Origin of the sequence: Mariprofundus aestuarium, assembly GCF_002795805.1 — a bacterium.
In the GTDB taxonomy this organism is placed as follows: Bacteria; Pseudomonadota; Zetaproteobacteria; order Mariprofundales; family Mariprofundaceae; genus Mariprofundus; species Mariprofundus aestuarium.
Genome location: NZ_CP018799.1, coordinates 2,403,583 through 2,416,620 on the forward strand (window position 1 = coordinate 2,403,583; position 13,038 = coordinate 2,416,620).

Here is a 13,038-nt window from a genome sequence, read left to right on the forward strand (position 1 = left end):
TGGAGCGGCATATGTCGCTCCAGTTCTCTTTTCAATTCAGAATATAAGGATGATCCGATGAGCCAAACCTATTCCATTTGCCTCAATACGCAGGATGGTAAAGAGATAAGTTTTGACTGCGCAGCAGATGAAAACCTGATTGATGCAGCAGCCCAGGCCAATATCACATTGCCTGCTGTTTGCCATGAAGGAAACTGCGGCGCATGTCATGGCCACTGCAAAAGCGGTGAGTACGAACAAAAATCACATAGTTCCGGCGCCCTCTCTGAACAGGATGAAGAGCATGGCGGTATCCTGATGTGCCGCACCTTCCCGCGTGGCGACATGATCGTCGAGGTAACATCCGACCTGTCCCATATCACCTCAGGCCCGGTGCCTGAGCCGGTTTGTGAAGTTCTGGCCGTCGACGACATGGGAGGCAATGTATGTCGCCTGCTGCTGAAGGTCTTGCCGGATGAGCAGGGCGCTATCAATGCGGAATTTGAACCGGGACAGTTCATGGAGCTTGAAATTCCGGGCACCGATATTCGTCGTGCCTACTCGATCTCCAATGCGCCCAACTGGAGTGGTGAACTGGAGTTTATGATTCGCCTGCAACCGCATGGCAAATTCTCCAGCTGGCTGCTCAATGATGCCAAGGTCGGTGATCAACTGAACACCAAAGGCCCTGAAGGAAGCTTCCTGCTGCATCAGGCGGGCATTGCCCCCCGTCGCTTTGTTGCCGGAGGTACAGGTGTCGCACCGATGCTCTCCATGCTGCGGCAGATGGCGGAGTTTCAGGAAACACATGAGTCCCATCTCTATTTTGGCCTCACCTCAGAAGAGGACCTGTTCGCAATTGATGAAATTGAAGAGCTAAAGGCATCCGTTGCCAACCTCACTGCTGAAGTATGTATCTGGAAACCGACGGCAACCTGGCAGGGATTCAGAGGCTCTCCTGTTGATGCATTCAAACGCGACCTGGAAGCAGACCTTGCCAAAGGCATTAAACCCGATGTTTATCTCTGTGGCCCTCCGGGTCTGATTGATGCCGCTGAAAAGGTGGCTGAAGAGCTTGGCCTGCCGCACACCAGCCTGTTCAGCGAACGCTTCCTGCCTGGCTAAAACTATGAAGTGGCTCTGATATACAAACTGCGCCCGATCATGAACAATTCGCCTTATGCGATATCTTACTGACTCTCGACAGATTCCAACATCACAGGAGCAGCAATGGCTGCCCCTGCTACGCCGCAACTTCCAGCTCGGCTGGGTGACTGATGACAAACGCCCCGTCATGCCTGGTGCGGACGATGCCGTAGCCCGCTGGTCCAATGATCAGGCGGTGATGCTACCAGGGATTATCGATGTTGATGCCTGGCAGAAGGAGATCGCTGAAGCGCACAAGCTGATGAAGGCGACCCTTGATGCCGATGAGGTAGCCCCGCTATTGGAGCAATCACCTTACAGTGATCGCCTTGGATCACTTTTTCCACTGGTTGCCTCTTCATTCGAGGAGCATGACGAGCAGGGCATTGAAAAGGTCTACTTCGATGTCGAGCAGGATGGCGATGTTGTTGCTGAAAGCCTCTGGTGCAAGGCCTCCTGGCTCTCCTTTATCGAGGGGGATGCTTCGCTTCGCTTCCGCTTCTCCTTCGGCATGGAGTGCCTTGAGGATGTTGCAGCCGACCCCGAGCGCCAGCTCTGGGCTGGCCGCCTCTGCGATGCGATATTCCCCGAATCGAAGTCCATTACGGAAAACACTCTGATCCTTCCCCTACTTGAGAAGATTGTTGGCGGTGAGCCTGCCTTTGTAGAGCGCATTGTCTATTTTAATGCCCCAAATGGTGGCGCGCAGATGCACCACGATGTTGAACGTGGCCATGACGGTGTTGTGTTCGCCCAGCTTTCAGGTTCCACCTTCTGGCTGGCGCTCTCCAAGCCTGAGCTGATTGATACACTGATTGCATTTGCGGAAAACCCTGAAAACAGCAGTGAACTTTCCCGGCTGCTACCGGAAGCAGCTGACCGTGAGCAACTGGCAGCGCTGTTGAGTGATCGCGCCACCCTATCTACCTATATGGATGAGTTCGATCACGAACTGGTTGAAGCGGTCATGGATCGCTCTCCCCTGTTTACTGAATATCTGGTTAATAAAGGCTATGGCTACATCCTCAATGCTGGCGATCTGTTGCTGATGCCGCAGCGGGATCTCGACAGCTGCGTCTGGCATTCAGTGATCTGCCTTGGTGATGAACCCGGTGAGGCGCTCTCCTTTGCCATGCGAGCCACAAATCAGCAGGAATGCTGATTTGGACGGGCTTTAGACCCCCGAAGGGTAAGGGCCAGGGACGGCCCGAATCATGCAGTCTCAGTCGGCACTCAAATTTACTAGGCAATAAAAAAGGGACGGTAATTACCGTCCCTTTTTTGTCGATTGAGGAGCCCTACCTTATTCCGGTTTATTAATATGCAGGTCCATCTGCGGATAGGGAATCGAGATACCGTTGTCATCAAATGTCAGTTTCACCTTTTCAGTCACATCGAACATCACACCCCAGTAGTCGGCCGACTTGACCCACGGGCGCACATTGAAGTTCACGCTTGAGTCAGCTAGTTCTGCTACGGCGATCAATGGCGCAGGTTCCTTCAGAACACGATCATCAGCATCAAGAATCGATTGTAAAAGCTCCTTGGCCTTGCGGATATCATCATCGTAGCCGATGCCAAAAACCATATCGACGCGGCGCGTTTCACGTGCTGAGTAATTGGTGATTGTGCCGTTATAGATCGCACCGTTAGGGACAATGATTTCGCGGTTATCGCCAGTTTTCATCGTAGTGGTAAAGATGCCGATCACCTCGACCACACCGGACGTTCCAGCCGCCTCAACAAAGTCACCAACCCTGAAAGGGCGGAACACGATAAGCAGCACGCCAGCGGCAAAATTCTGCAGAGAACCCTGCAGGGCCAGGCCAACTGCCAAGCCTGCAGCACCGATCAGGGCGATAAAGGAGGTCGTATCGACACCGAGCTGGTCGAGTGAGGCGATAATAATGACCAGCAGCAGCAGAGCATTAAGGATCGAGTGGACGAAGTTGATCAGTATCGGATCCATATCAGCCTTGTTAAGCATTTTGTCGACAACATTCAGCAGGATGCGGGCAACCCAGCGCCCGATGACGAAGATCGCCAACGCCATGACTATATTAATAGCCCAGGGAACCACATAGATGCTGATCAGCTCCTGGATATTTGATGTTTCAAGCATAAATTTCTCCCATAATCAGTATAAACAGGTGTTACACCCGTTAATATGGCACGACTTTACCATCAAAGGCAACAAACTGTCCGGGGGAGAAATTGCGTGCACCTGCAATCACCCTGCTCATGCCTGCCACTGAGGTTTCAACATCAATCAGGCCGACGTTGCCTACCATGTCGGTAGCTACCCAGCCTGGGTGCAGGGTGATCACATGCACGCCGGATGGCGCAAGATCAACAGCCATCGATTTGGAAACAATAACCAACCCTGCCTTGGCGGCGCGGTAGGCATAGACACCACCGCTGCTGTTGTCATCTGATGAGCCCATCTTCGAGCTGATATTGGCAATGATTCCCTTTGCTACAATAACCTGACCGGCAAGTCTCTGCACCACCCGCAACGGGCCGACACAGTCGATATTGAATACATCCAGCATGGTCCGGCCAGTCACCTTGTTCAGCGACTGCCCATCCTTACCCGGCCCATAGATGCCGGCATTATTAATAAGCAGATCAATGGCTTCCGGTAATTCACCCTGCGGTAGCTCATCGCTTCCCACATCCCAGCGAACCACATGCAGCTTCTCAGAAACAATCCCGCTAAGCGCACCCGAATCGCTACGGCAACAGGCCCAAACCTCATCGCCCTGCTCGAGATAGTGGCGAACAAAACCCAGCCCGATGCCCCTGTTTGCGCCAGTAATGACTACGTTCATATTGCCTCCGATTAGCGTCGTACCACCTGCTGCTGCTACCATAGGGCGCATGGCCGTTTCAGTGAACCCCCGAATTCCCCGCCAAGGCATGTCAACACTGCTCAAGGGGAGCGTAACCGACCGAATCCTGCTTCTGGTTTCTCTGCTGGGCATTACCGCTGCGTGGTTTACTGTTCAGGCGCTGGTTGCCTCCGGCCCCGCCGTTGCCGAGATTTACCACGGCAAAAGGCTACTCGCGACCTATCCGCTACCAAAAGCTGGTGAGACACCGAAGACTTTCCAGATCGATGGTGAACTGGGCCCATCTGAAATCCTGCTGGATGAAGATGGTGTGCGTATCACCTCTTCGCCGTGCAGTGCTCAGCGCTGCGTCTATTCAGGTGCCCATCGTCATGCCGGCGACATGATTGCCTGCGTCCCCAATCGTATCCTGATCACCATTCGTGGCAGCGCCAAGCGTCGCTTCGATGCCATTGTTGAGTAAGCCATGGGACCTGTGATTCTGCGCCCTCCTCTGGCCGAGCTGCAGCAAAAAGCGAACTGGCTGGCGCTTTTGCTGCTGGCTATCGGCCTGCATGTTTTCGAGGCAGCACTTCCCAGCCTCGGACCGTGGTTCAAACCCGGGCTTGCCAACCTGGTGACACTTCTCGCCCTGCTATGGCTTGGGCCAAGGGCTGCAGTACTGCTCTCCATCGGGCGTGTGGTTATCGGCAGCTTCTTTATCGGCACCCTCTTCACCCCGACATTCGTCATCAGCATGGCCGGTGGCCTTGCTGCAGCAGCGGTGATGATCGCGGCCTGGCGTTTCATTCCGGGTATCAGCCTGATCGGCGTAAGCCTGCTGGGGGCAATTGCCCATATGGTGGCCCAGTTTGTTACAGTGGAGACCCTTTTTATCCAGCAGAGCGTTCTCTATTTTGCTCTACCCCCTCTTCTGCTGCTCTCCACGACTACCGGCTGGCTAAATGGGGCGCTGGCGGGGTATATTGCGGCGAGACTCGAGTTCCCTGATGAATAAAATTGACATCAATACCGACCAGCGTCGTATCGGCTTCGCCTTTATCGCTTCAATCGCCCTGCATATTCTGCTGGTGGTGCTGATCGATTATGTCGATGGCAACAAACCACTGCCGAAAAAGGATATTCCGCAGATCATGGATGTGGTGCTGCTTGATGATAAGAAAACCCCATCCAAAAAAGCGCCCAAAGATGCCAAGACCATGTCCAACCGCAGTGCCACCGGCGGCAGCAAGGCCGACGACCGCATGACACGCCAGGCCAGAGCCCCGATGTCAGGCAATCAGCAGCACCCACAACCGTCACCTCCGCAGCAGCCGAAAACGCCGCCACCACTTAACCAGCAGAGCCGGACCCGGTTAATGGCCAAGCGTGGCGACTTCCCTGATAGCAGCCAGCTGAAGAAACAGCCGAAAGCGGATAAAAATAAAACTCAACCGAAGGACCCATCCACTGTTCCGCTGTCCAATCTAATGCCATCGGCAATGGCGCTGTCGCAACTTTCACGCGATTTCGAGCGTGAGCGCCGCATGAAGCAGAAACTGACCAAAGAGGCCGATGTTTCTATCAATACCCGTCAGGCCAAGTATGCGCCTTATGCACAGGCACTGGTTCGTGCGCTTGAGGAGCAGTGGCGTCCGGGACAGGCAAACTATGAACAGTTTGCCGAGGAGGCGCGTCGTTCTATGATCAAGCTGACGATCGACAAGAATGGCGACCTGGCTGGCATTGAGATACTGCGCCCAAGCCCGATTCCGCAAATCAACAACAGTGCGATCGAGGCGATCAACGCCGCTGCCCCGTTTAAAGTGCTGCCATCCTCCTGGGGGCTGGATCGTGTCAATTTCTATCTGACCTTTGAGGTCATAGAGGACAGGTTTGTCTTCCGACCGATGTAGAGCCCTGCTCGGCTGGTACGGGGATAACGCCCGCCAACTACCGTGGCGGGAAACAACGCTCCCTTATCACATATGGGTTTCTGAGGTCATGCTGCAGCAAACACAGGTGAAAACCGTACTGCCGCGTTACCTTGAGTGGTTTGAGTTATTTCCAACGGTTGAAGCCCTGGCATCGGTATCTACAGATGATGTTCTCAAGGCATGGGAGGGACTGGGCTACTACCGACGCGCCCGATTCATTCATAAAGCTGCGCAGATGATCACCTCTGATTTTGCTGGCCGGTTTCCAAATGACTTTGATGATATCATGAAGTTGCCCGGCATTGGCCGCTCCACCGCAGGGGCTATCTCATCATTCTGTTTCGGCACGGCAACGCCTGTATTGGATGGCAATGTAAAGCGGGTTCTCAAACGCTGGCACGCCAAGCCTGAAGCGAACGACAAAACGCTCTGGCTGCTGGCGCAGAAGGCTATAAACGATTCGGCTGATCCAGCCACATGGAATCAGGCGATGATGGAGTTGGGTGCATCAGCCTGTTCTGCCAAATCACCAAAATGTGGTGAATGTCCGACGCATGAAAATTGCCTCTCCGCATTCCGGGTCGAAGTATCAAAAGAGATTCGCAAAAAGGTTGAAGTCCTTGATGTTCACTGGCGAGTTCATCTGCATACCTGTCCGAAAAAAGGAATATGGCTCACCCAGCGCCCCGATTCGGGTATCTGGGGAGGCCTCTGGTCACCACCGATCAGCGAACTGGCCGATCAACCCGACGAGCAACCGACACATACCCACCAACTGACGCACAGGCGTTTACACCTCTATCCGCTACAATCTGAATCTGAACCAAATGGCGAAGGCCGCTGGGTCCCCTCCATTGAAGGGTACGCCCTGCCGACAGGTATCCACCGTCTGCTGGAGAAAGTAATCTGATGATTGTCCGCCTGCTTCTAATCTCTGCCCTGCTGCTACCGCTAGCCGGACATGCAGCAAACATTGAGTCGGGAATGGTTGTCGCAGCACAACGAAGCGCTGCCCAGGCAGGCATTGAGATGTTGAGGCGAGGCGGTAACGCCTTTGATGCAGCCGCGGCTACTGCTCTAGCCTTGGGCGTGGTGGAACCGGGATCATCCGGTATTGGCGGTGGCGGCTTCTTCCTGCTCTATATCGCCAAAGAGAAGCGTTATGTGATGCTCGATGCACGCGAAACCTCGCCAAGGCTGGCCGGAAAGGGAGAGGTCTATGAGTCACAATCCTCTGTCGATGGGCCGCAATCGGCAGGGGTGCCGGGATTAGCAGCAGGCGTGGACCACCTTGTCACGCGTTACGGAAAACTGAACCGAAAAGAGATCACTCAGCCTGCCATCAATCTGGCAAACAATGGTTTTGAAGTCGGGGCACGCCTGAAGTCCATGTTGAATTGGCGCGCCAAGGCGTTCAGCGATTCAGCTCGCCGTACCTATCTCAACAGCAAGACCATCAAACAGGAAGCGCTCGCCGATACACTGGTTCGTTTTGCGCGTGGCGGAGGCGAGGAGTTCTATCGCGGTGAAACTGCAGGGCGGCTGGTTGCCGACATGAAACGCGACGGCGGCCTGATCCGCGAATCGGACATGGCAGCCTATCAAGTGATCGAGCGTGAACCGGTAGTGTTCGACTACCAGAACTACCGTCTGATCTCCGCACCGTTGCCATCATCCGGCGGCATGACACTGGCCCATATCTTCGGGCAGCTGAAAGATGATGATCTTAAAAAATTGGATCGGGCTGATCGGGTTCACCTGCTGGTTGAAACGATGAAGCGGGCCTACATGGATCGCAATGGCCACCTGGGCGACAGCGATTTCGTTGATATCCCCGACCTGCTCAATGCCGAGCGGCTACAAGGGATAAGAAATAGTGTTCGCATGGATCAGGCTACCCCGAGCAGCGAGCTTGGTAGTGCATCCGAATCCATCGGAGCAGGAACCGACACCACCCACTTCTCAGTGATTGATGATGAGGGCAATATGGTTTCGGCCACCCTCTCGATAAACTACGCCTTCGGTTCAGGTTATGTTTCTCCGTCCACTGGCATACTTCTCAATGACGAGATGGATGATTTCGCCACCCGCCCCGGCAAGCCCAATGCCTACGGCCTGGTGCAAGGTTCAGCCAATGCGGTTGCACCGGGAAAACGCATGCTCAGCTCCATGTCGCCAACATTCGTGATTGGCCCCAAACGCACCTTTATCGTCGGCACCCCCGGCGGCTCGCGCATTATCTCGATGGTACTGCTCGCCTCGCTCGGTTTCATGCTTGATGAGTCAGCTCCCGCCGAGTGGGTAAACGCTCCGCGTTTTCACCACCAGTTCCTGCCTGATCTCATCCAGCACGAACAAAATGCCTTCACACCTGAGGTGGCCGCTGAACTTCAGAAACGTGGCCACACATTCAAGTCGATGAATCGTCAGTACGGCAATATGCATGCGATACTCCTTGATAGAGAGACCGGCAAGCTCATCGGCCTTACAGATGCACGCGGCGAAGGTGTTTCGGCTACCGCCAGATAGTCAGCTGTCGATAAACGCTGAAAGCACAGCACACCATCCTTTAGCAAGGTTAGCGCGATTATAGCCGCCGCCACCAAGTGCGATGATACGGCCTTTGCTGAACTCATCGGCAATGCGACAGAGTGATGCTGCGGCATGGGCGTGAGCCTGCGGAGTGAATCGCATGTCAGTGATCGGATCGCCATCAATTGAATCGGCTCCGCACTGGAAAATGATAAACTCCGGTTTGAATAATGTGCGGATAAAGGATTCGGCCTCGGGCCAGGCGCGCAGGAAGTCATCATCATTTGCACCGGGGCGCATTGGCAGGTTCAGCTTGGTTCCTTTGGCTACACCTTTCCCCGTTTCATCGGTGAAACCCGTGCCGGGATAGAGGTGGGCGCCATCCTCATGAATATCGACAATGCAGAGATCAGGATCGGTCTCGAAGGCATAGAATACGCCATCACAGTGGTGGGCATCGATATCGACATAAGCGATACGTTTGATGCCATATCTGCTGCGCAGAGTTTCAATCAGCACACCTGCATCGTTAAACACGCAGAAACCGGCGGCCATATTGCGGCGGGCGTGATGCAGGCCTGCAATGGGGATGAAACAGCGGCTATGGCTGCCGTTGATGGCCTCTTCCGCTGCTGCCAGTACGGTGCCCACCACCGTGGCTGCCGCCTTATAGATGCCTTTGAAGGCAGGGGTGTCGCCGTAGTCGAGATAACCACTGCCTGATTCGGAGCGTTCAATGACGCGATCAATATATTCAGGCGTATGAAAACACATGATGGCCTCGCGATCTGCCATAACAGGAGCGCCAATTGATACCCTTTTGTCTAACTCCTGCCGCAGCGCCTCCTGCCAGAAGGCATCCATGCGATCCGGGCCGAAGGGGTGCCCTTCGCCGAATCCGTAACGGGCCAGCCCGGGGCCGAGAAATAACTGAACAGCGTGCTGCATAGATCAACTATAGCAGGAAATATGCTGCTTTTTTTCAGGGAGAGGTTTTAAGCCGTGACGAAGAGGTAGCCCCAGGCGCCGAAGAGCAGGGCAGAGCCGAAACAGAGGAATGCAACCCAGGCCATCGCTAACACAATGCTTTTCCTTCCAGCTTGATGTGCCTTCCATCCAAACCATGCTGCAAAACAGCCGATCGGAATAGAGAATATAAGGAAGAGGGCAAGAACCATCCGCGCAGGCTAACCGCTATGGCTACATTGCCAAGCCGGATGACGGCGATAAGTTACATCTGAATCAGTGCTTCCTGCATCTCTTCAGGACATAAAGCCAAAAATGTGATTTTGACTTTACTTACGAAATCGATGACTTACGTTATTGATTTCGGCGGGCTTTCCGTAGCCCGCCCGAATACCCTGAACTTTTCAGTGTATCCGGCTTACTCGGCATCAATCACCCAAGGGGCAGACATGATCAGAAAGCTTCAGACTTTGTGGAAAAAGGCAGCGGAGACACCGAAGGCAAAACGCGAGCATGAGGTCTCCCTTGCCGTGACAGCATTGATGGTCGAAGTGATGCGCATGGATGGAAAGCTTGATGAGGCCGAGCGCAGTGAGATTGTGCTGGCGGTGGAGAAGCGATTCGGCCTCTCCCAGGCAGAGGTGCATGAACTGATTGAGCTTGCCGCCATCGAGGTGGAGCAGGCGCTTGATCTGCATCAATTCACCTCGGCAATAGTTAAATCCTTCTCAACGGATGAGCGGATAAAAATCCTGACCGAGCTCTGGTGTGTCGCGATGGCCGATGGCCGTGTAGATCCTTATGAAGAGCAGCTGTTGCGACGTATGGCCGAACTGATGGGTTTGCATCACAGTCAGTTCATACAGGCCAAGATTGCCGCGGAGCTGATGTTTTAAATTATTTTCTGGTGCTGAGCACAACCCAGATCGAAGCAATTTCGCCGGCATGATCCTGGGCAGTCGGCGCTGACGGAAAGACTCGCTGTTTACTGATGCCCCGATAATCGAAAAAACGTCCAATCAGATAGTGCGTATACTGGATGCGCTGCATCGATTCAAAATCAATCGCCTCTCCCGTCCATTTCGGAACCAGATCAACAACCAGCTTTGGGTTGGCCTTCATTTTTTTCACTACTTTGAGCAGGCGAATGCGCTCATTCAGGGAGAGGCCTCCCCTCTCATGAAGCCGAATGCGGGTTTCGACCCTTTTTTTACCACTTCTGGAGGTTGAGATAACGGTTGCTGACTTTTCGGCTGAGTCGCGCAGCACCTGCTGCAGCGAGAGACCGAGGAGCTGCAGGTCAAGCGGCTCACCGTTCCAGTTGCCACTGACTGGAAACTGCAGGTTGATCTGCTCATTGCCTTCTGCCAGCCGGCTCAACAGATCAATCGTGTTGAATCCGGTACGACTGATCATTGGATCATTTGCGGTCACTTCATGCTCAGCCAGTGGCCTCTCTAGGTTGAGTGATACCTTGCCGGTGTAGTGACCGGGCTCTTCTCCATTTTCTACATTCAATGAAGCTGAGATGCGACCACGAACGGGTTTGGGCATGCCTGAGGCCGTCATCCATTCGCTGAGAAAAAGCGGGGTTGCACTCTCAAGGCTGATTTTCCCCAAAAACCGCATTGGCTCAGAAAGTGGGCTCCACTTCCCATCCAGCATCAGTACTCCACCTCCCATCTCGCCTCGCAGCGAGACCCTGGATGGTCTGTTTGCGGCTAATGGAGAGAGGCCGAACTCAGCATTCGTTACCCAATACGAATCGGGCTGACCGACGCTGATTTTACCGTTCTTCCAGCGGATATCATCTATATCCCACTTTCCGGCAACCAGACTCTCAGTCCACCAGGTTTTTTCCTGGTCGCTACGCGCAGCAGCGTCCTGACCCGCTGTTTGCAACGACAAAGGTATAAGCGTTGCAATGTAGTGCCAGCCCTCAGCAGTAAGCGAATCAACATGCTGTTTTTTAAGTCCGGTTCCGACCGGCCCGAATCTGGTTGAGATGCTTTCTGCCATCCAGCGGTTACCGGCATGGGCAAGGTATGGGTTTTCACTGGTTGCCTTGCCGTGCAGTAACCACTCCCCTCTATTCAAGAGTGCATTGACCGACAGTGATGTTGTGCCATCAAGGATAAGTGGTGAACTCTGAGAGCTCTTAAGTGGGAGCAACGGACGAAGCTGGGTTAACGGGATATGTTTGGCCTGAACATCCAGTTTCGCAGCATTAAGAGTGCCGCCCTGTCGCAGAACCTCTCCCTGAATGGCCCATTCAGGGTCATCGCTGTCATTACCTGCAACGCTTTTCAGCTTAATATCTGTCATCCCTTTGGAGGTCAGTGTGCATGTGCCACTCAGCCCTGATAGCTGGATGTCGCCCTCAGGAAGATCAATTAGCACGTTGAGAGCATCAATATCAACCGCCTCGGCATGGATGCTCCATAACGGTGCTGGCGAACTTCTCCTGTTTTTCCGAATTAGCGGCTGAAGGGTGATGGCTGGCCTTGAAAGCTTCAGGGTTGTGACTGAGAGCTTGCGATGCTCGGAATCAAGTTTTGCATCGCGATAATACAGGCTTTCTACCCCCCAGTTTTCAGACTCTGAACCAGCGATGGGGGCATAGATAATATTGTGCAGCACTCCCTTGCTGCTGCTGAACAGCAGTCCAGCATCACTTCTGTGCAGGAGAAGCTCGCCATCCAGCACTCCACCTTGCAGTTGTCGACCCTCAATCTCAGGCAGATAAGCACCCCAGGAGTCCAGCGGCCAGCCGCTGCTGTTGATGGCGACATCCCAGCTGTCATCAGATTGCGTGCCATTCAACTTAAGGGTGGAGACATAAGAAGCATCACCTTCCTCCTCGGGATCAAGGGTGACCTTTCCGCTCAGCGAAAGTGCTTCAGGTTTTTCTGCTTCGCTGCCACTGCTCCACTGCACCTCTCCTGAAAGGTAGCCGAAGCTTGGACCTGTCCCTATTGTGGCTGTGAGAAGCGAAGCATCAATCTCCTGCCAGCTCACCTCACCTTTGCTGCTCCAGTGCGACGTTCCGGACCTGATCCACTGCGCCTGAACAGGAGCGCCATGGAATTGCGATGAGAGGGAGATCGTCCTTACCTCCCCCTGAACCTGCTGTCTCAGCTGGATAGCATCGATAATCAGGGGTGCGGCACTCTCATCGGCCAGATAAAGCATCAGGGTACCGTCATCGACCTGCAGAGTGTTCGCAGCCTGCCAGATGCGCTGAAGTTTCTTGTCATGCTGCCACGCATTGAGTTGGCCTGAATGGTGCAGTTCAGCCTGCAGTCCGGAAATCACCACACTGCCGAGACGCGGGGCTTCACCGGTAAGAAGGGTTGGGTTGGCGCTCACAAGTATGTGGTCGATACTAAGCGAGTCGTTGCCGCGTTTGATTTCTATCTTTTTGAGAATAAGGCCGTTTCTTAGAAGGTGGTAGCGGACATCGCCGATTTTAACTTCTGCTGCATCCGCCCAGTTATGAATCGCCGCCTCTGCCTGTTTCTGGGCCTTAATCTGCAGCGAGAGATGCATCGCCACGCAGAGCAGCGCGAGGATGGCGATTGAGGCCAGATACCAGCGTGCGCCCGGCGGGAATATTCCCACCGGATGGCGAAACAAGCGTAAACTCT

The 13,038-nt window shown here is 54.0% G+C and carries 13 protein-coding genes; 8 read left to right on the forward strand and 5 right to left on the reverse strand.

Annotated features, from left to right (window positions below; translation table 11 throughout):
- Window positions 1-57 precede the first annotated feature (57 nt).
- A complete protein-coding gene (locus tag Ga0123461_RS11585; RefSeq protein ID WP_100278485.1) occupies window positions 58-1,104 on the forward strand; it encodes a 2Fe-2S iron-sulfur cluster-binding protein in 1,047 nt (348 codons plus the stop codon).
- A gap of 55 nt (window positions 1,105-1,159) precedes the next feature.
- Window positions 1,160-2,287 (forward strand): hypothetical protein, encoded by a 1,128-nt coding sequence (locus tag Ga0123461_RS11590; RefSeq protein WP_100278486.1) that lies wholly within the window; start codon window positions 1,160-1,162, stop codon window positions 2,285-2,287.
- A gap of 141 nt (window positions 2,288-2,428) precedes the next feature.
- Here Ga0123461_RS11590 and Ga0123461_RS11595 read toward each other — a convergent pair whose 3' ends face one another.
- Both Ga0123461_RS11595 and Ga0123461_RS11600 read right to left on the reverse strand, forming a co-directional pair.
- A complete protein-coding gene (locus Ga0123461_RS11595; RefSeq protein WP_100278487.1) occupies window positions 2,429-3,247 on the reverse strand; it encodes a mechanosensitive ion channel family protein in 819 nt (272 codons plus the stop codon).
- 40 nt (window positions 3,248-3,287) lie between these two features.
- Window positions 3,288-3,956 (reverse strand): SDR family oxidoreductase, encoded by a 669-nt coding sequence (locus tag Ga0123461_RS11600; RefSeq protein ID WP_100278814.1) that lies wholly within the window; start codon window positions 3,954-3,956, stop codon window positions 3,288-3,290.
- Between Ga0123461_RS11600 and Ga0123461_RS11605 the strand changes: the two genes are divergently transcribed.
- Genes Ga0123461_RS11605 through ggt form a run of 5 tightly spaced genes read left to right on the forward strand, consistent with a single transcriptional unit; the run spans window position 3,943 to window position 8,422 of the window.
- Window positions 3,943-4,440 carry a NusG domain II-containing protein gene (locus Ga0123461_RS11605; protein ID WP_232710203.1) on the forward strand — a complete coding sequence of 166 codons (498 nt, stop codon included), beginning with the start codon at window positions 3,943-3,945 and terminating at the stop codon, window positions 4,438-4,440. The two genes, Ga0123461_RS11600 and Ga0123461_RS11605, sit on opposite strands and share 14 nt — an antisense overlap.
- A gap of 3 nt (window positions 4,441-4,443) precedes the next feature.
- Entirely contained in the window at window positions 4,444-4,974 is a 531-nt protein-coding gene (locus Ga0123461_RS11610) for a Gx transporter family protein (RefSeq protein WP_232710204.1), read from the forward strand.
- Window positions 4,967-5,872: a TonB C-terminal domain-containing protein gene (locus tag Ga0123461_RS11615; RefSeq protein ID WP_100278489.1), complete on the forward strand. Its 906-nt coding sequence runs from the start codon at window positions 4,967-4,969 to the stop codon at window positions 5,870-5,872. The genes Ga0123461_RS11610 and Ga0123461_RS11615 overlap by 8 nt, the downstream gene beginning before the upstream one ends.
- Window positions 5,853-6,803: an A/G-specific adenine glycosylase gene (locus Ga0123461_RS11620; RefSeq protein ID WP_232710205.1), complete on the forward strand. Its 951-nt coding sequence runs from the start codon at window positions 5,853-5,855 to the stop codon at window positions 6,801-6,803. Before Ga0123461_RS11615 ends, Ga0123461_RS11620 begins: the two co-directional genes overlap by 20 nt.
- Entirely contained in the window at window positions 6,803-8,422 is a 1,620-nt protein-coding gene (ggt, locus tag Ga0123461_RS11625; protein WP_232710206.1) for a gamma-glutamyltransferase, read from the forward strand. Before Ga0123461_RS11620 ends, ggt begins: the two co-directional genes overlap by 1 nt.
- On the opposite strand, the gene Ga0123461_RS11630 is transcribed toward ggt, so the two are convergent.
- A complete protein-coding gene (locus tag Ga0123461_RS11630; RefSeq protein WP_100278492.1) occupies window positions 8,423-9,373 on the reverse strand; it encodes an acetoin utilization protein AcuC in 951 nt (316 codons plus the stop codon).
- Between the two features lie 47 nt (window positions 9,374-9,420).
- On the reverse strand, window positions 9,421-9,603 hold the full coding sequence (locus Ga0123461_RS11635; RefSeq protein WP_100278493.1) for a hypothetical protein: 183 nt from the start codon (window positions 9,601-9,603) through the stop codon (window positions 9,421-9,423).
- 111 nt (window positions 9,604-9,714) lie between these two features.
- Here Ga0123461_RS11635 and Ga0123461_RS11640 point away from each other — a divergent pair, with 111 nt between their 5' ends.
- Complete coding sequence (locus tag Ga0123461_RS11640) at window positions 9,715-10,287, forward strand: tellurite resistance TerB family protein (protein WP_232710207.1); 573 nt, start codon at window positions 9,715-9,717, stop codon at window positions 10,285-10,287.
- A gap of 1 nt (window position 10,288) precedes the next feature.
- Here Ga0123461_RS11640 and Ga0123461_RS11645 read toward each other — a convergent pair whose 3' ends face one another.
- Window positions 10,289-13,027 carry an AsmA family protein gene (locus Ga0123461_RS11645; RefSeq protein ID WP_100278495.1) on the reverse strand — a complete coding sequence of 913 codons (2,739 nt, stop codon included), beginning with the start codon at window positions 13,025-13,027 and terminating at the stop codon, window positions 10,289-10,291.
- Window positions 13,028-13,038 lie beyond the last annotated feature (11 nt).